This window comes from Mycobacterium sp. NGS56 (assembly GCF_059812425.1).
The window spans coordinates 221,067-238,520 of the sequence record NZ_JCALCQ010000006.1 but is presented as its reverse complement, the minus strand read 5'-3'; the positions used below and the strand labels follow the sequence as shown (position 1 = coordinate 238,520).

General features: G+C 69.0%; 14 protein-coding genes and 1 pseudogene. 14 read left to right on the top strand and 1 reads right to left on the bottom strand.

The genetic code is table 11. The features are described from left to right. Positions 1 to 10: 10 nt before the first annotated feature. Positions 11 to 811, top strand: a complete 801-nt coding sequence (locus AC5Y4F_RS17120) for a TrmH family RNA methyltransferase (RefSeq protein ID WP_499997705.1) — start codon at positions 11 to 13, stop codon at positions 809 to 811. Here the strand turns inward: AC5Y4F_RS17120 and AC5Y4F_RS17115 are convergent. Continuing rightward, on the bottom strand, positions 798 to 1,877 hold the full coding sequence (locus tag AC5Y4F_RS17115; protein WP_499997682.1) for an oxygenase MpaB family protein: 1,080 nt from the start codon (positions 1,875 to 1,877) through the stop codon (positions 798 to 800). The genes AC5Y4F_RS17120 and AC5Y4F_RS17115 overlap by 14 nt on opposite strands. 210 nt (positions 1,878 to 2,087) lie before the next feature. On the opposite strand from AC5Y4F_RS17115, the gene AC5Y4F_RS17110 reads away from it, so the two are divergent. The 13 genes and pseudogenes from AC5Y4F_RS17110 to AC5Y4F_RS17050 all read left to right on the top strand — a co-directional run bounded on the left by AC5Y4F_RS17110 (position 2,088) and on the right by AC5Y4F_RS17050 (position 17,390). Continuing rightward, entirely contained in the window at positions 2,088 to 2,999 is a 912-nt protein-coding gene (locus AC5Y4F_RS17110) for an adenylate/guanylate cyclase domain-containing protein (protein WP_067933463.1), read from the top strand. A gap of 9 nt (positions 3,000 to 3,008) precedes the next feature. Beyond that, positions 3,009 to 3,827 (top strand): rhomboid-like protein, encoded by an 819-nt coding sequence (locus AC5Y4F_RS17105; RefSeq protein WP_067933461.1) that lies wholly within the window; start codon positions 3,009 to 3,011, stop codon positions 3,825 to 3,827. A 117-nt stretch (positions 3,828 to 3,944) separates the two neighbouring features. Beyond that, complete coding sequence (pheS, locus tag AC5Y4F_RS17100) at positions 3,945 to 4,988, top strand: phenylalanine--tRNA ligase subunit alpha (protein WP_067933459.1); 1,044 nt, start codon at positions 3,945 to 3,947, stop codon at positions 4,986 to 4,988. Continuing rightward, the gene (gene pheT, locus AC5Y4F_RS17095; RefSeq protein ID WP_499997681.1) at positions 4,988 to 7,483 is read left to right on the top strand and encodes a phenylalanine--tRNA ligase subunit beta; all 2,496 of its coding nucleotides are present in this window, start codon (positions 4,988 to 4,990) and stop codon (positions 7,481 to 7,483) included. Before pheS ends, pheT begins: the two co-directional genes overlap by 1 nt. Before the next feature lie 30 nt (positions 7,484 to 7,513). After that, a pseudogene (argC, locus tag AC5Y4F_RS17090) lies at positions 7,514 to 8,573 on the top strand (N-acetyl-gamma-glutamyl-phosphate reductase). 164 nt (positions 8,574 to 8,737) lie between these two features. After that, the gene (argJ, locus tag AC5Y4F_RS17085) at positions 8,738 to 9,952 is read left to right on the top strand and encodes a bifunctional glutamate N-acetyltransferase/amino-acid acetyltransferase ArgJ (RefSeq protein WP_499997680.1); all 1,215 of its coding nucleotides are present in this window, start codon (positions 8,738 to 8,740) and stop codon (positions 9,950 to 9,952) included. Between the two features lie 49 nt (positions 9,953 to 10,001). Beyond that, positions 10,002 to 10,889 (top strand): acetylglutamate kinase, encoded by an 888-nt coding sequence (argB, locus tag AC5Y4F_RS17080; protein WP_067933451.1) that lies wholly within the window; start codon positions 10,002 to 10,004, stop codon positions 10,887 to 10,889. A 90-nt stretch (positions 10,890 to 10,979) separates the two neighbouring features. After that, positions 10,980 to 12,143: an acetylornithine transaminase gene (locus AC5Y4F_RS17075; RefSeq protein ID WP_067933531.1), complete on the top strand. Its 1,164-nt coding sequence runs from the start codon at positions 10,980 to 10,982 to the stop codon at positions 12,141 to 12,143. Continuing rightward, entirely contained in the window at positions 12,140 to 13,066 is a 927-nt protein-coding gene (argF, locus tag AC5Y4F_RS17070; protein WP_067933449.1) for an ornithine carbamoyltransferase, read from the top strand. Before AC5Y4F_RS17075 ends, argF begins: the two co-directional genes overlap by 4 nt. Next, on the top strand, positions 13,063 to 13,557 hold the full coding sequence (locus AC5Y4F_RS17065; RefSeq protein ID WP_499997679.1) for an arginine repressor: 495 nt from the start codon (positions 13,063 to 13,065) through the stop codon (positions 13,555 to 13,557). The genes argF and AC5Y4F_RS17065 overlap by 4 nt, the downstream gene beginning before the upstream one ends. Positions 13,558 to 13,583: 26 nt before the next feature. Continuing rightward, positions 13,584 to 14,801, top strand: coding sequence for an argininosuccinate synthase (locus tag AC5Y4F_RS17060; protein WP_499997678.1), 1,218 nt, complete (start codon positions 13,584 to 13,586; stop codon positions 14,799 to 14,801). Then, the gene (argH, locus tag AC5Y4F_RS17055; protein WP_067933443.1) at positions 14,798 to 16,216 is read left to right on the top strand and encodes an argininosuccinate lyase; all 1,419 of its coding nucleotides are present in this window, start codon (positions 14,798 to 14,800) and stop codon (positions 16,214 to 16,216) included. The genes AC5Y4F_RS17060 and argH overlap by 4 nt, the downstream gene beginning before the upstream one ends. 112 nt (positions 16,217 to 16,328) lie before the next feature. Continuing rightward, positions 16,329 to 17,390 carry a type III polyketide synthase gene (locus AC5Y4F_RS17050; RefSeq protein ID WP_067933441.1) on the top strand — a complete coding sequence of 354 codons (1,062 nt, stop codon included), beginning with the start codon at positions 16,329 to 16,331 and terminating at the stop codon, positions 17,388 to 17,390. Positions 17,391 to 17,454: the final 64 nt, after the last annotated feature.

The following is a 17,454-nucleotide window of genomic DNA, read 5'->3' as shown; positions in this document are numbered from 1 at the left end:
GACCGGCCAGGTGCTGACCGAACGTTCGGCCAGGGTCGCCGCGGCGGTCAAATTGCACCGCCACGTCGGCCGCCGGCGGGCCGGCCGATTCCTCGCCGAAGGTCCCAACCTCGTGGAGGCCGCCGCCCGGCGCGGCTTGGTTCGCGACGTCTTCGTCACCGAAGCCGCCCGGCAGCGTCATGCGTTGCTGCTGGCGACGTTGGATTCCGCGCGGTGCCCGGTGCACCCGGTCACCGAGCGCGCGGCGAAAGCGCTGTCCGATACCGTCACCCCGGCCGGACTGGTCGCCGTGTGCGAAACACCCGCGACCGGGCTTCAGGACGTGCTGGCCGGCGCGCCCCGGCTGGTCGCGGTCGCCGTCGAGATCAGCGAGCCGGGCAACGCGGGCACCCTCATTCGCCTCGCCGACGCGATGGGCGCGGCCGGCGTGATCCTCGCCGGCCACAGCGTCGACCCGTACAACGGCAAGTGCCTGCGTGCGTCGGCCGGCAGCATCTTCTCGCTCCCGGTCGTCGTCGCGCCCGACACGCTCGGCGCCCTCGAAGCGTTGCGGGCGGCGGGCCTGCAGCTGCTCGCCACAACCGTGGACGGTGAGACGCGGCTCGACGAGGCCACCGACCTGCTCGGTGCACCGACGGCGTGGCTGTTCGGCCCCGAATCACGCGGCCTGCCAAGTGAAATCGCGGCGGCGGCCCACCGCCGGATGCGAATTCCCATGGCCGGCGGCGCGGAGAGCCTGAATGTGGGGTCGGCCGCGGCCATCTGTCTGTATCAGAGCGCGCGGGCGCTGGGCCTGCCTACGCGGCCTTAACCGACCGTTTCGGCCGGCCCCGCCCGGCGCGCAGGCCGGCCAGCGACAACGTCGTATGCACCAGGGATCCGGCGCGTTCCATCAGAGCCCGGGCGGGTTGCAGCGCGGGGTCGAGCGGCGACTTGGGTGGTGGGGGAAAGTAATGCATAGGAAGCCCGCGGCGGTCGCGCGGCGGCGCCATGAACGGCGGGGCCTCGACCAGCGGAGCGTCGCTCGGCAGCCGTCCCTCGGCCCGGCGATAGGCGGCCAGCGCCCGCGGGTGCAGCCGGATCTCGTCGGGTACCGCCAGGAACGCCAACTCGACGACCTTGCCGAACAGCCGCAGCAGCACCTCGTCGCCCGGGGTCCAATGCAAGCCGGCCTTCTCGCGCACCGCGGGCTCGAAGAGCCCGGCCGCGATCCAGCGCTGGCCGGCGACCAGCGGCTTGAAAATCTGGTCCCAGATCGGTGTCGGCAGCAACACGAATTTCGGTTTCGGGATTCGCATCTGGAAGATGTCCAGTGTCGCCCGATTGATCTCGAGGACCTCGCGGCCGGTGCGCTCCCAGTACTCCTGAAATTCCTCCCACGATCCGGGTACCGGCCGCATGCTCATTCCGTACATCCGGTACCACTGCACGTGCTCGGCGAACAGCTGCCGCTTCTCGGCCTCGGTCAGGCCGCCGCAGAAGTACTCGGCCACCTTGACGATCAGCATGAAGAAGGTTGCGTGCGCCCAGTAGAAGGTCTCCGGTTTGAGCGCGTGGTAGCGCCGCCCTGCGGCGTCGGTCCCCTTGATGGTGTGGTGGTAGTTGGTGACCTGGCGACCGGTCTGCGATGCGCGGTCGCCGTCGTAGACCACGCCCATGATCGGGTAGACCGACCGGGCCACACGCTGCAACGGCTCCCGCAGCAGAATCGAGTGTTCCTCGACGGCCGCGCCGAGTTCGGGATACATGTTCTGGATCGCCCCGATCCAGACGCCCATCATTCCGGTGCGCAGATCGCCAAAATACTTCCAGGTGAGGGAATCTGGACCGAGTGGGTCGGCGGATTCCGAACCGCAAGCGTTCACGGTGCCAGTCATCGCGGCCTCCTGCTCCAACTGGGCTCACGATAACTTTGACAACGCGTGTTGTCTACGATTTCGGGGATGTGTTCGCCGGGGTGTTATCGAGCTTCCACCCCGGTGTGGCGCCGCCGTGATCAGCCGGTTTGACGCGAGATGGCGCACATACGGCGATGCCGCCCAGGACCGTCGTTGCCTGCCTGGAACAAAACCAAATAATCTGGCCAGGTGGAACTCGCGCGTCGCGATCTAGACCAGGGCGAGCCCGACGAGACCCAGGCGCAATCCGCTCCGCAACGCTCTCTGGTACACAGCGCGACTCAATGGCTGCACAGCCGCAACCGCAACCCGGGTGCGGTTGCGTTCATCCGGCGTGCGCGCCGACTGCTGCCCGGCGACCCCGAGTTCGGCGATCCGCTGTCCACGGCGGGCGACGGCGGTCCGCGCGCCGCGGCCCGCGCGGCCGATCGGCTATTGGGGGAAGGCAACGCCGTGTCCCGCGAGGTCAGCCTTGGGGTGCTGCAGTTGTGGCAGGCGCTGACCGAGGGGGTGTCGCGGCGTCCGGCCAATCCAGAGGTGACGTTGGTCTTCACCGACTTGGTCGGCTTCTCGACATGGTCGCTGCAGGCCGGCGACGACGCGGCGCTGGCCCTGCTCCGGCAGGTGGCGCGGGCCCTCGAGCCACCCTTGCTCGACGCGGGCGGGCACATCGTCAAACGAATGGGTGACGGCCTCATGGCGGTATTCGGCGATCCGACGGTCGCCGTACGGGCGGTGCTGGCCGCCAAGGAGGCGCTGAAATCGGTCGAAGTGGCAGGTCACACGCCCCGGATGCGGGTCGGGATCCACACCGGGCGACCGCAGCGGTTGGCGGCTGACTGGCTTGGCGTCGATGTGAACATCGCCGCACGAGTTATGGAAAGAGCCACCAAGGGTGGAATCATGGTGTCGAGTTCAACGTTGGATCTGATACCGCAAAGCGAGTTGGACGCGTTGGGCGTCGAGGCCAAACGCACGAGGAAGCCGGTCTTCGCGCCGAAGCCCGCCGGTATTCCCGATGGTTTGGCGATTTATCGCCTCAAGACTCTTAAGGAGTTGTCAGGCCCTGATGACACAGCCGAAGCAGAACCGCAGGCATAATGGATGCCAATGTTAGGGGGCATCGTGTCCCGGCTCGCCCGGGTCCAATTCACGCTGGGGTACGCGGCCCTGCTGCTCGGTATCAGTTGCGCCATCTTGGCCCTCGGCCCGCACGCGCATGATGTCATCGTTGCGCGCGCCAGCACCAACGTGCACAACCTGGCCCACGGCCACCTCGGCACGCTGCTGGGCAGCGCGCTGGTGGTCGATGCCGGACCGCTCTATTTCTGGCTGCCCTTCCTGACCTGCCTGCTGGCGCTGGCCGAGCTCCACCTGCGCACCATCCGGCTGGTGGTGGCCTTCCTCGTCGGCCATATCGGGGCGACGCTGCTGGTGGCCGCCGCGCTGGCCGCATCGGTCGAGTTCGGCTGGTTGCCCTTGTCGATCACCCGGGCCAGCGACGTCGGAATGAGCTACGGCGCGCTGGCCGTCCTCGGCGCGATGACGGCCGTGATTCCGTCCCGTTGGCGGGCCGCCTGGGTCGGTTGGTGGGTATCGGCGGGCATCGTTTCCGCGATCGTCGGCGGTGATTTCACCGATGCCGGTCACACCGTCGCCGTGATCCTCGGCGTACTGGTCTCCGCCCGGTTCCAGCAGCCGATCCACTGGACGCCGGCGCGTTACCTGATGCTGGCGGCGTCGTCGGGGTTCGGCTTCTTGATGCTGGCCCACCACTGGGGCACCCTGGCGGCCACACCGGTGTTCGGCCTCGTCGGCGCCTTCGTCGCCTACCAGCTGGCGAAATTGGCCGGTGGCCGGCGCCTTGCGGCCACGGCGCTCGACGTTGACGACACGCTGGGCGGTCCGCAGCCGGCCGTCGTCGGCTGAGCCTTTCTGTGCCCGGCCGCTGAACAACCGGCCGGGCGCCACGCGTCGAATCACTATGATCAGCACTTGCCGCTGGGCAACTTGCCGCCAACCAACAGCCAAGGAGAGTGTCGCCGCGTGGGTGATCAACCCGTCGACCTGTCGCCCGAAGCCCTGGCCCAAGCGGTCAGCGCGGCCCGGGAGGCCTTCGCGCGCGCCGGCGACCTGGACACACTGGCTCGCGCCAAGACCGAGCACCTCGGCGACCGCTCACCGCTGGCGGTGGCGCGCCAGGCGCTGGGTGGGGTGCCCAAGGACGAACGTGCCGACGCCGGCAAGCGGGTCAACGCCGCCCGAACCGAGGCTCAGCGAGGTTACGACGAGCGGCTCGCGGTTTTGCGCGCCGAACGCGACGCCGCGGTGCTGGTCGCCGAAGGCATCGACGTCACGCTGCCCTCGACGCGGCAGCCGCCCGGCGCCCGGCACCCGATCACCATCCTGGCCGAACACGTCGCGGACACCTTCATCGCCATGGGTTGGGAGCTGGCGGAGGGGCCCGAGGTCGAGGCCGAGCAGTTCAACTTCGACGCGCTCAACTTCCCGGCCGACCACCCCGCCCGCAGCGAACAGGACACCTTCTACATCGCGCCCGACGGTTCCCGGCAACTGCTGCGCACCCACACCTCGCCGGTGCAGGTGCGTGCCCTGCTCGCCCGGGAGTTACCCGTCTACATCGTCTCGATCGGTCGCACATTTCGCACCGACGAACTCGACGCCACCCACACTCCCGTTTTCCACCAGGTCGAGGGCCTGGCGGTGGACCGCGGCCTGACCATGGCACACCTGCGGGGAACGCTGGATGCGTTCGCACGCGCCGAGTTCGGCCCCGAGGCGCGCACCCGGATCCGGCCGCACTTCTTCCCGTTCACCGAACCGTCCGCCGAGGTCGACGTGTGGTTCGTCGGCAAGAAGGGCGGCGCCGGCTGGGTGGAGTGGGGCGGCTGTGGGATGGTGCATCCAAACGTGTTGCGTGCCGCCGGAATTGACCCGGAAGTCTACTCCGGCTTTGCATTCGGCATGGGGCTGGAACGGACGCTGCAGTTCCGCAACGGGATTCCGGACATGCGCGACATGGTCGAGGGCGACGTCCGCTTCTCCCTACCGTTCGGGGTTGGTGCCTGATGCGCGTTCCGTACAGCTGGCTGCGTGAGATCGTGGCGGCCGGCGCGCCGGATTGGGACGTCGCCGCCGCCGAGCTCGAGCAGACGCTGGTGCGCATCGGCCACGAGGTTGAAGAGGTCCTCACCCTCGGGCCGGTCGAGGGCCCGCTGACCGTGGGCAGGGTCACCGCCATCGAAGATCTCACTGGTTTCAAGAAGCCGATCCGGTTCTGTCGCGTCGACGTCGGCGAGGGCAAAGACCGAGAAATAGTCTGTGGCGCAACCAACTTCGCTGTCGGAGATCTTATCGTCGCAGCGCTGCCCGGCACCACACTGCCCGGTGACTTCACAATCACCGCCCGAAAGACATACGGCCGCAACTCCGATGGAATGATCTGTTCGGCAGCCGAACTCGGTTTGGGCGCCGATCATTCCGGGATCCTGGTGCTGCCGCCGGGTACCGCCGAACCTGGAGCCGACGGCGCAGCCGTGTTGGGGCTCGACGACGTCGTCTTCCACCTGGCGATCACGCCCGACCGCGGTTACTGCATGTCGCTGCGCGGCCTGGCCCGCGAGATCGCCGGCGCCTACGACCTGAACTACGTCGATCCCGCCAGCAGCCAGGTGGTCGAGCCGCTGCCGGCCAACGGCGAGGCCTGGCCGCTGACCGTGCAGCCGGCCACCGGCGTTCGGCGATTCGCGCTGCGCCCGGTCATCGGCATCGACCCCGCAGCCGTGTCGCCGTGGTGGCTGCAGCGCCGGCTGCTGTTGTCCGGCATCCGCGCGACCTCTCCGGCGGTCGACGTGACCAACTACGTGATGCTGGAGCTCGGCCACCCCATGCACGCCCACGACCGCAAACGGATCACCGGGAGCTTCGGCGTGCGGTTCGCGCGGCCCGGCGAGACGGTGGTGACCCTCGACGACATCGAGCGCAAACTCGAGCCGGCCGACGTCCTCATCGTCGACGACACGGCGACCACTGCGATCGGCGGCGTGATGGGCGCGGCGAGCACCGAGGTGCGCGCCGATTCGACCGACGTGCTGCTCGAGGCCGCCGTCTGGGACCCCGCCGCCGTCTCGCGCACCCAGCGCAGACTCCATCTGCCCAGCGAAGCCGCCCGGCGCTACGAGCGGGGCGTGGATCCGGCAATCTCGGTGGTCGCGCTGGACCGGTGCGCCACGCTGCTCGCCGACATCGCCGGTGGCGTGGTCTCCGACGGCCTGACCGACTGGCGTGGTGACCCGCCGCGCGACGAATGGTCGCTGCCGCCGATCGAGATCGCCGTCGACCTGCCGGATCGCATCGCGGGGGTGGGCTACGCCCCTGGCACGGTCGCCAAGCGGCTCACCCAGATCGGCGCAGAGGTGGCCGAGCGCGGCGATGCGCTGACGGTGACGCCGCCCAGCTGGCGCCCCGACCTGCTGCAACCCGCCGACCTCGTCGAGGAGGTGTTGCGGCTCGAGGGGCTGGAGGTCATACCGTCGGTGCTGCCGTCGGCCCCGGCCGGGCGCGGTCTGTCCGCCGTGCAAAAGCGCCGCCGCGCCATCGGCAAGTCGCTGGCCCTCTCCGGTTATGTGGAGATCCTGCCGACCCCGTTCTTGCCCGCGGGCGTGTTCGACCTGTGGGGGTTGCCGGCCGACGATCCACGGCGCGCGACCACCAAGGTGCTCAACCCGCTGGAGGCCGACCGTCCGCACCTCGCCACCACGCTGCTGCCCGCCTTGTTGGAAGCCTTGCTGCGCAACGTCTCTCGCGGGCTGGTCGACGTCTCGCTCTACGCCGTGGCGCAGGTGGTCCGGCCAACGGCGGACACCCGCGGGGTGGAGCTCATCCCCGTCGAGCGCCGGCCCACCGAGGCCGAGATCGCCGACCTCGACGCGTCGTTGCCGCGGCAGCCCCAGCACGTCGCCGCGGTGCTGACCGGCCTGCGTGAACAACGCGGACCCTGGGGGCCCGGCCGCCGCGCCGAAGCCGCCGACGCGTTCGAGGCGGTGCGCGTCATCGCCCGCGCCAGCGGAATCGATGTGCGGTTGCGGGCGGCGCAGTACTTGCCGTGGCATCCGGGGCGGTGCGCCCAAGTGCTCGTCGCTGACACCCCGGTCGGTTATGCGGGCCAGCTGCATCCCGCGGTGATCGAGCGCTCCGGGCTGCCCAACGGTACCTGCGCCCTGGAGCTGAACCTGGACGCGATGCCCATCCCGCTGCTGCTGCCCGCGCCCCGGGTGTCGCCGTTCCCGGCCGTCTTCCAGGACGTCAGCCTGGTGGTGCCCGCCCACGTACCTGCTCAGGCGGTGTCCGACGCGGTACGTGAGGGTGCGGGGGAGCTGCTTGAAGACCTTCAGTTGTTCGACGTGTTCACCGGGCCGCAGATCGGCGAGGACCGCAAATCGCTGACCTTCGCGCTGCGGTTCCGTGCACCCGACCGCACGCTCACCGAGGACGAAGCCACTGCGGCCCGCGACGCCGCGGTCAGCCGCGCCGCCGAGGCGGTCGGCGCGGAGCTGCGCGCCTGATGGAATGGATTTGCAAACCACTGCATAACCATGCAGAATCGGCGGAATGGCCGACGGGATGAAGGTGGCGGTTGCCGGTGCCAGCGGCTACGCGGGCGGTGAAATCCTACGCCTGCTGCTCGGGCACCCGGGCTACGCGCACGGGCGCCTCACGATAGGCGCGGTGACCGCGGCCACCAGCGCCGGCAGCACGCTCGGTGAGCACCATCCGCACCTGACACCGCTGGCCGAGCGCGTGGTCGAACCGACCGAGCTCGACGTGCTTGCCGGTCACGACGTCGTATTCCTGGCCTTGCCGCACGGCCATTCGGCCGCGCTGGCCGAACAGCTCGGCAACGACACCCTGATCATCGACTGCGGGGCCGACTTCCGGCTCACCGACCGCTGCGCGTGGGAACGGTTCTACGGATCGCCTCACGCCGGCAGCTGGCCGTACGGGCTGCCGGAGCTGCCCGGCGCGCGCGAGCGGCTGCGCGGCGCCCGCCGCATCGCGGTTCCGGGCTGCTACCCGACCGCGGCGCTGCTGGCGCTGCTGCCCGCGGTAGCCGAGGACCTCATCGAGCCGGCCGTCACCGTGGTCGCCGTCAGCGGCACCTCCGGGGCCGGCCGCGCCGCCAAGACCGACCTGCTGGGCGCGGAGGTTATCGGCTCGGCACGGGCCTACAACATCGCCGGGGCGCATCGGCACACCCCCGAGATCGCCCAGGGCCTGGGCGCCGTCACCGGCCGCGACGTGACCGTGTCATTCACGCCGGTGCTCATCCCAACATCGCGTGGCATCCTGGCGACGTGCACCGCGCGCACGCGCGCGCCGCTGTCCCAGCTGCGTGAAGCCTACGAAAAGGTCTATCACACAGAACCTTTCGTATACCTGATGCCAGAAGGACAACTGCCCCGAACCGGGGCCGTGATCGGCAGCAACGCGGCGCACATCGCCGTCGCGGTCGACGAGGCGGCGAGCACGTTCGTGGCGATCGCCGCAATCGACAATCTGGTCAAGGGAACGGCCGGTGCCGCCGTGCAGTCGATGAACGTGGCGCTGGGTTGGCCGGAGACGGAAGGCCTTTCGGTGATCGGGGTGGCGCCATGACGCGCGCCGGTGACGATGGTGCCGGCGTAGCCGGGATCGAAGGGGTGGCGCCATGACGCGCGCCGGTGACGATGGTGCCGGCGTAGCCGGGATCGAAGGAGTGGCGCCATGACACACGCCGGTGACGATGGTGCCGGCGTAGCCGGGATCGAAGGAGTGGCGCCATGACACACGCCGCCGCCGAAACGCGGTTGCTGCGCGAACAAGGCGTCACCGCGCCGGCCGGGTTTCGGGCCGCCGGCATCGCCGCCGGGATCAAGGCCTCTGGCAATCGCGACCTTGCCCTGATCTTCAACGAAGGACCCGACTACGCGGCGGCCGGGGTGTTCACCCGCAACAAGATCAAAGCCGCGCCGGTGCTGTGGAGCCAGCAGGTGCTGACCACCGGCGCATTGCGCGCGGTGATCCTCAACTCCGGCGGCGCCAACGCCTGCACCGGACCGGGCGGGTTCCAGGACACGCACGCCACCGCGGAAGCCGTCGCGGCCGCGTTGTCGGACTGGGGAACCGAGACCGGCGCCATCGAGGTCGCGGTGTGCTCGACCGGGTTGATCGGTGACCGGCTGCCGATGGACAAGGTGCTCGCCGGGGTGCGCACGATCGTGCAGGAGATGGCCGGGGGCCTGTCCGGGGGCGACGAGGCGGCGCAGGCGATCATGACCACCGACACCGTGCCCAAACAGGTTGCGCTGCACCATCCGGACAACTGGACCGTCGGTGCAATGGCCAAGGGCGCCGGCATGCTCGCGCCGTCGTTGGCAACGATGCTCTGCGTCCTCACCACCGACGCCGCCGTCGGCGCCGCGGCGCTGGACTCCGCACTGCGCCACGCCAGCGCCCGCACTTTCGACCGGCTCGACATCGACGGCGCCTGCTCGACCAACGACACGGTGCTGCTGCTCACTTCGGGGGCCAGCGGAATCGCGCCCAGCCAAGCCGACCTCGACCAGGCCGTGGAGCAGGTCTGCGACGACCTGTGCGCCCAGTTGCAGGCCGACGCTGAGGGCGTCACCAAGCGGGTCAACGTCACCGTGCAGGGCGCAGCCTCCGAGGTCGACGCTCTGGTTGCCGCGCGGACGATCGCCCGCGACTCCCTGGTCAAGACGGCGGTGTTCGGTTCGGACCCCAACTGGGGCCGGGTGCTCGCCGCCGTCGGCATGGCGCCCATCGCATTGGACCCCGAACGGATCACGGTGTCATTCAATGGCTTTGCCGTCTTCGCCGACGGTGCCGGGGCGCCGGGTGCGCGTGCGGTGGACCTGTCGGGAGCCGACATCGACATCGCGGTCGATCTGGGCCTCGGTGACGGTCGGGTCACCATCCGGACCACCGACCTGTCGCACGGCTACGTCGAAGAGAATTCGGCCTACAGCTCATGAGCCGCGCCGGTGACGATGCAGGACGACGTGATGAGAAGGAGCGGCGCTCATGAGCTCCGCCACCGAAGCGTTGACCACCGCGGTCAAGGCGCAGGTGCTGGCCGAAGCCCTGCCCTGGCTCAAGCAGCTACACGGAAAGATCGTCGTCATCAAGTACGGCGGCAACGCCATGACCGACGACACACTGCGGCACGCCTTCGCCGCCGACATGGCCTTCCTGCGCAACTGCGGCATTCATCCCGTGGTGGTGCACGGCGGCGGCCCCCAGATCAGCACGATGCTGCGCCGGCTCGGCATCCCCGGGGACTTCAAGGGCGGATTCCGGGTCACCACACCGGAAGTGCTCGACGTGGCGCGGATGGTGTTGTTCGGCCAAGTCGGCCGCGAACTGGTCAACCTGATCAACGCCCATGGACCGTATGCCGTCGGCATCACCGGTGAAGACGCCCAGCTGTTCACGGCCGTGCGGCGCAGCGTCACCGTGGACGGCGTGGCCACCGACATCGGCCTGGTCGGAGACGTCGAACGGGTGAACACCGCAGCGGTGCTGGATCTGATTGCCGCACGGCGTATTCCGGTGGTGTCCACGCTGGCCCCGGATGCCGAGGGCGTGGTGCACAACATCAACGCCGACACCGCCGCGGCGGCCCTGGCCGAAGCGCTGCACGCCGAGAAGCTGTTGATGCTCACCGATGTCGAAGGCCTGTACACGAGCTGGCCGGACCGCGGATCGCTGGTCAGCGAAATCGACACTGCCACATTGTCGCAACTACTACCCACGCTAGAGGCGGGCATGATTCCCAAAGTCGAGGCCTGCCTGCGGGCGGTGACCGGGGGTGTGCCGAGCGCGCACGTCATCGACGGGCGGGTCGAACACTGTGTGCTGGTGGAACTTTTCACCAACGACGGCACCGGCACCAAGGTGGTGAGCGCGTGACGGCGACGATGCAGAGCGCAGCGATGAAGAGGAGCGTCACCATTGGCTGAGACCCGCACTGACGCCATCAAGCAGCGGTGGGAAGCCGTGATGATGAACAATTACGGCACCCCGCCGATGGCTTTGGCGAGCGGCGAGGGCGCCCTGGTCACCGATGTGGACGGGAATACCTATCTCGACCTGCTCGGCGGCATCGCGGTCAACGTGCTGGGCCACCGCCACCCGGCGATCATCGAGGCGGTCACCCGGCAGATGTCGACGCTGGGCCACACCTCCAATCTGTACGCGACCGAACCGAGTCTCGCCCTGGCCGAAGAGCTCGTCGCCCTGCTGGGTGCGGGCAACGACACCGGGGCCCCGGCGCGGGTGTTCTTCTGCAACTCCGGAACCGAGGCCAACGAGGTGGCGTTCAAGCTGTCTCGGCTCACCGGACGCACCAAACTGGTTGCCGCACAAGACGCCTTTCATGGGCGAACCATGGGTTCGCTGGCGCTGACCGGTCAGCCGAGCAAGCAGGCGCCGTTCGCGCCGCTGCCCGGCGACGTCACCCATGTGCCCTACGGTGACGTGGACGCCCTCGCCGCCGCGGTCGACGACGCCACCGCCGCCGTGTTTTTGGAGCCGATCATGGGGGAGAGCGGCGTCGTCGTGCCGCCCGAGGGCTACCTCGTGGAAGCGCGTGACATCACGGCGCGGCACGGTGCGCTGCTGGTGCTCGACGAGGTGCAAACCGGGATGGGCCGCACCGGAACGTTTTTCGCCCACCAGCATGACGGCATCACTCCGGACGTGGTGACGCTGGCCAAGGGGCTCGGCGGCGGCCTGCCCATCGGCGCCTGCCTGGCCATCGGCCCGGCGGCCGACCTGATGACCCCCGGCCTGCACGGAAGCACCTTCGGCGGCAACCCGATCTGCGCGGCGGCGGCGCTCGCGGTGCTGCGGGTGCTGGCCGACGAGAACCTGGTCCGGCACGCCGAGGTGCTGGGCAAGTCGTTGCGCCACAACATCGAGGCTTTGTGCCATCCTCTGATCGATCACGTGCGCGGCCGCGGGTTGCTGCAGGGCATGGTGCTGACCGCGCCGCGCGCCAAGGACGCCGAAAACGCCGCACGACGGGCCGGATTCCTCGTCAACGCCGCCGCGCCGGACGTCCTGCGGCTGGCGCCGCCGCTGATCATCACCGATGCGCAAATCGACGGCTTCATCGCCGCGCTGCCGGGAATCCTCGATGAATCTGCCGGAGCCGCAGCATGATTCGACACTTCCTCCGCGACGACGACCTGTCGCCCACTGAGCAGGCCGAGGTGCTGCAGCTTGCCGCCGAACTGAAGAAGGATCCGTTCGGTAGCCGACCGCTGGACGGCCCGCGCGGGGTCGCGGTCCTGTTCGACAAGAATTCCACCCGCACCCGATTCTCGTTCGAGATGGGCATCGCCCAACTCGGCGGGCACGCCGTCGTCGTCGATGCCCGCAGCACCCAGCTGGGCCGCGATGAAACCCTGGCGGACACCGCACGGGTGCTGTCGCGGTACGTCGAGGCCATCGTCTGGCGGACGTTCGGCCAGGAGCGCCTGGAGGCCATGGCCGCGACCGCGACGGTGCCGGTGGTCAACGCGCTCTCCGATGAATTCCATCCCTGCCAGGTGCTTGCCGATCTGCAGACCATCGCCGAGCACAAGGGTGCGCTAACCGGTTTGCGGATGACCTATTTCGGTGATGGGGCCAACAACATGGCCCACTCGCTGATGCTCGGTGGCGTCACGGCCGGCATTCACGTCACCGTCGCGGCCCCGGACGGCTTCGCCCCCGACCCGGTGTTCGTGACCGCGGCCCAACGACGCGCCGAAGCCACCGGCGCCACGGTCATTGTCACCACCGACGCCCAGGCGGCCGCGCGCGGCGCCGACGTCCTGGTCACCGACACCTGGACCTCGATGGGGCAGGAGGACGACGGGCTGGACCGCCTCACACCGTTTCGGCCCTATCAGATCAACGCCCGCCTGCTGTCCCTGGCCGACCCGGAAGCCATTGTGTTGCACTGCCTTCCGGCTCACCGCGGCGACGAGATCACCGACGAGGTGATGGACGGGTCGGCCAGCGTGGTCTGGGACGAGGCCGAAAACCGGTTGCACGCGCAAAAAGCGCTACTGGCGTGGCTGCTGGAGCGGCGCTCATGACTAGGTCGAAGACCACACCCGAAACCACCCGGGCCGGCCGGCAGGCGCGCATCGTGGCCATCCTGTCGTCGGCCGAGGTGCGCAGCCAGAGCGAACTGGCCGCGCTGCTGGCAGACGACGGCATCGATGTCACCCAGGCGACCCTGTCGCGAGACCTGGAAGAGCTGGGTGCGGTGAAGCTGCGCGGGGCCGACGGCGGCGTCGGGGTCTACATGGTTCTCGAGGACGGCAACCCGGTGCGGGGGGTATCGGGCGGCACCGCCAGGCTGTCGCGGCTGCTGAGCGAACTGCTGGTGTCGGCCGATTCCAGCGCCAACCTCGCGGTGCTGCGCACGCCGCCCGGCGCCGCCGACTATCTGGCCAGCGCGATCGACCGCGCGGCGCTACCGTACGTCGTCGGCACCATCGCCGGTGATGACACCGTCTTCGTGGCCGCTCGAGAGCCGATGACCGGCGCCGAGCTGGCCACCACCCTGGAAAAACTCACTTGAGCGTTTCAACCTAAGGAGATTGGTTCATGTCAGAACGCGTCATCCTGGCGTATTCCGGCGGTCTGGACACCTCGGTGGCCATCAGCTGGATCGGCAAGGAGACCGGCCGTGAGGTCGTAGCGGTGGCGATCGACCTCGGCCAGGGCGGCGAAGACATGGAGGTCATTCGCCAGCGGGCTCTGGACTGCGGCGCGGTGGAAGCCGTCGTCGTCGATGCCCGAGACGAATTCGCCGACTACTACTGCCTGCCCACGATCCTGTCCAATGCGCTCTACATGGACCGCTACCCGCTGGTGTCGGCGATCAGCCGGCCGCTGATCGTCAAGCACCTGGTGGCGGCGGCGCGCGAGCACGGCGGCAACATCGTCGCACACGGCTGCACCGGCAAGGGTAACGACCAGGTCCGATTCGAGGTCGGATTCGGTTCGCTGGCACCCGATCTCGAGGTGCTGGCGCCGGTTCGTGATTACGCGTGGACGCGGGAGAAGGCGATCGCGTTCGCCGAAGAGAACGCCATCCCGATCAACGTGACCAAGCGCTCGCCGTTCTCCATCGATCAGAACGTGTGGGGCCGCGCGGTGGAAACGGGTTTCCTGGAACATCTTTGGAACGCGCCCACCAAGGACGTGTACGCCTACACCGAGGACCCCACGCTGAACTGGAGCACGCCGGACGAGGTGATCGTCGGGTTCGAACGCGGCGTGCCGGTGGCGATCGACGGCAAGCCCGTGTCGGTGCTGGGTGCCATCGAGGAACTCAACACCCGTGCGGGCGCCCAGGGCGTGGGCCGGCTCGACGTGGTCGAGGACCGGCTGGTGGGCATCAAGAGCCGCGAGATCTACGAGGCGCCCGGCGCCATGGTGCTCATCACCGCGCACACCGAGCTCGAACACGTCACCCTGGAACGGGAACTGGGCCGGTTCAAGCGGCACACCGATCAGCGTTGGGCCGAGCTGGTTTACGACGGGCTGTGGTATTCACCGCTCAAGGACGCTCTGGAGAGCTTCGTCGCCAGGACCCAGGAGCACGTGTCGGGTGAAGTGCGAATGGTGTTGCACGGGGGCCACATTGCGGTCAACGGCCGGCGCAGCGCGGAGTCACTCTACGACTTCAATCTGGCCACCTACGACGAAGGCGACAGCTTCGATCAGTCGGCGGCCAAGGGTTTCGTCTACGTACACGGGCTGTCCTCGAAGATCGCGTCCCGCCGGGACCAGACGTCAAAGGGCCCGGCCGAAGCGTGAGCACGCGCGAGGGGTCACTGTGGGGCGGGCGGTTCGCCGACGGCCCGTCGGATGCGCTGGCCGCGCTGAGCAAGTCCACCCACTTCGACTGGGTGCTGGCCCCCTACGACATCATCGCCTCGCGGGCCCACACCGTGATCCTGTTCCGGGCCGGGCTGCTGAACGAAGAGCAGCGCGACGGACTGCTGGCGGGCCTCGACCAGCTCGCCGAGGACGTCGCCGACGGCAGCTTCGCGCCTCTGGTCACCGATGAGGACGTGCACGGGGCGCTGGAGCGCGGGCTGATCGACCGGGTAGGACCCGACCTGGGCGGGCGGCTGCGGGCCGGCCGGTCGCGCAACGACCAGGTGGCCACCCTGTTCCGGATGTGGCTGCGCGACGCGGTGCGCCGGGTCGCCACCGCGGCGCTGGAGGTCGTCGGCGCGCTGGCCGCACAGGCCGGGGCCCACCCCGGCGCAATCATGCCGGGCAAGACGCATATGCAGTCCGCACAGCCGGTGCTGCTCGCCCACCACCTGCTGGCGCACGCCCACCCGTTGCTGCGCGACGTCGACCGGATCGTCGACTTCGACCGGCGGGCCGGGGTGTCCCCGTACGGCTCGGGCGCCCTGGCCGGTTCCTCGCTGGGCCTGGACCCCGACGCGATTGCCGCGGAGCTCGGTTTCACCACTGCGGCCGACAACTCCATCGACGCGACAGCCGCCCGGGATTTCGCCGCGGAGGCGGCCTTCGTTTTCGCCATGATCGGTGTCGATTTGTCCCGGCTGGCCGAGGACATCATCCTGTGGAGCTCGACGGAATTCGGCTACGTCACCCTGCACGATTCGTGGTCGACCGGCAGCTCGATCATGCCGCAGAAGAAGAACCCCGACATCGCCGAGCTGGCCAGGGGCAAGTCCGGCCGGCTGATCGGCAACCTGACCGGCCTGCTGGCCACGCTGAAGGCCCAGCCGCTCGCCTACAACCGTGACCTGCAGGAAGACAAGGAACCGGTGTTCGATTCGGTTGCCCAGCTGGAGTTGGTGCTCCCGGCGATGGCCGGGCTCCTGCGCAGCCTGACCTTCGATGTCGAGCGGATGGCCGCCCTGGCCCCGGCCGGCTACACGCTGGCCACCGATATCGCCGAATGGCTGGTGCGCCAGGGGGTGCCGTTCCGGTCCGCGCACGAGGCCGCCGGCGCCGCGGTGCGCGCCGCCGAGCAACGGGCCGTCGGACTCGACGAGCTGACCGACGACGAATTGGCCGCCATCAGCCCCGATCTCACGCCACAGGTACGGGAGGTTTTGACGATCGAAGGCTCGGTGGCCTCACGCGACGCGCGGGGTGGCACCGCGCCGGTTCGCGTCGCCGAGCAGATCGAAACCGTCCTGGCCAGTGCTGATAGGCTCAAAAACCAGCTGCGCGACGACGCTTGAGATGGCTTTGGTTTCCCTGACTAACCGCGACATGCAGAATAGACTTCGGGCTCAGAGCGATCCGGTTGAACGTTTCGGGGCGGGTCCTCGTTGCCAAAAGCGTGGGAGAACAATGAGCGTCATCGCGGGTGTCTTCGGTGCGTTACCACCGCACCGCTACTCGCAGCGTGAACTCACCGATTTTTTCGTCAGCATCCCGGAGTTCGAGGGTTACGAGGACATCGTCCGGCAGCTGCACGCCAGCGCCAAGGTCGGCGGCCGCCACCTGGTGCTGCCGCTGGAGCAGTATCCCGCGCTGACCGACTTCGGCATGGCGAACCGGATCTTCACCGAGCACGCGGTGAAGCTGGGCTGCGAAGCGCTGTCCGGGGCCCTCGACGAGGCGGGACTGCGGCCGCGGGACGTCGACGTGCTCATCACCACCACCGTCACCGGCCTCAGCGTGCCCTCCGTGGACGCCCGGATCGCCGCGCAGCTAGGCCTGCGCGACGATGTGCGCCGGGTGCCGCTGTTCGGCCTGGGCTGCGTCGCCGGCGCCGCGGGTGTGGCCCGCGTGAACGACTACCTGCGCGGTGCGCCGGACGCCGTGGCCGCCCTGATCTCCGTCGAACTCTGCTCGCTGACCTATCCCGGATACACGCCGTCGCTGGCCGGCCTGGTCGGCAGTGCGCTGTTCGCCGACGGGGCCGCGGCGGCGGTGGCCGTCGGCGAGCGGCGCGCCCAACGACTGGACCCCAGCGGGCCAACCATCCTTGACTCGCGCAGCCACCTGTATCCCGATTCGCTGCGCACCATGGGCTTCGACGTGGGCGCCACCGGCTTCGAGCTGGTGCTGTCCAAGGACGTCGCGGCCGTCGTCGAGCAATACATCGAAGCCGATGTCACCGAGTTCCTGGGGGCACACGGCCTGACCACGGCCGACATCGGGGCCTTCGTGAGCCACCCCGGCGGGCCCAAGGTCATCGAGGCGATCAACGCGGCGCTCGGCCTGCCGCCGGAGGCACTCGAACTCACCTGGCGTTCACTCGGGGAGATCGGCAACCTCTCGTCGGCGTCGGTGTTGCACGTGCTGCGCGACACCATGGCCAAGCCGCCGCCGAGCGAAAGCCCCGGTCTGATGCTCGCGATGGGCCCGGGATTCTGTTCCGAATTGGTGTTGTTGCGTTGGCATTGATTTTTCGCCCGTGCACTTCCACCGCATGGCGTCGCTTTTTGGACTTTGAGAGTTTGTGGCGATG

Coding starts and splice junctions, on each gene's coding strand:
- argF (WP_067933449.1), top strand. CDS start 12,140: ATGATTCGACACTTCCTCCGCGACGACGACCTGTCGCCCACTGAGCAG.
- argB (WP_067933451.1), top strand. CDS start 10,002: ATGAGCTCCGCCACCGAAGCGTTGACCACCGCGGTCAAGGCGCAGGTG.
- AC5Y4F_RS17115 (WP_499997682.1), bottom strand. CDS start 1,877: ATGACTGGCACCGTGAACGCTTGCGGTTCGGAATCCGCCGACCCACTC.
- AC5Y4F_RS17075 (WP_067933531.1), top strand. CDS start 10,980: ATGATGAACAATTACGGCACCCCGCCGATGGCTTTGGCGAGCGGCGAG.
- AC5Y4F_RS17065 (WP_499997679.1), top strand. CDS start 13,063: ATGACTAGGTCGAAGACCACACCCGAAACCACCCGGGCCGGCCGGCAG.
- AC5Y4F_RS17105 (WP_067933461.1), top strand. CDS start 3,009: ATGTTAGGGGGCATCGTGTCCCGGCTCGCCCGGGTCCAATTCACGCTG.
- pheT (WP_499997681.1), top strand. CDS start 4,988: ATGCGCGTTCCGTACAGCTGGCTGCGTGAGATCGTGGCGGCCGGCGCG.
- AC5Y4F_RS17060 (WP_499997678.1), top strand. CDS start 13,584: ATGTCAGAACGCGTCATCCTGGCGTATTCCGGCGGTCTGGACACCTCG.
- argJ (WP_499997680.1), top strand. CDS start 8,738: ATGACACACGCCGCCGCCGAAACGCGGTTGCTGCGCGAACAAGGCGTC.
- AC5Y4F_RS17050 (WP_067933441.1), top strand. CDS start 16,329: ATGAGCGTCATCGCGGGTGTCTTCGGTGCGTTACCACCGCACCGCTAC.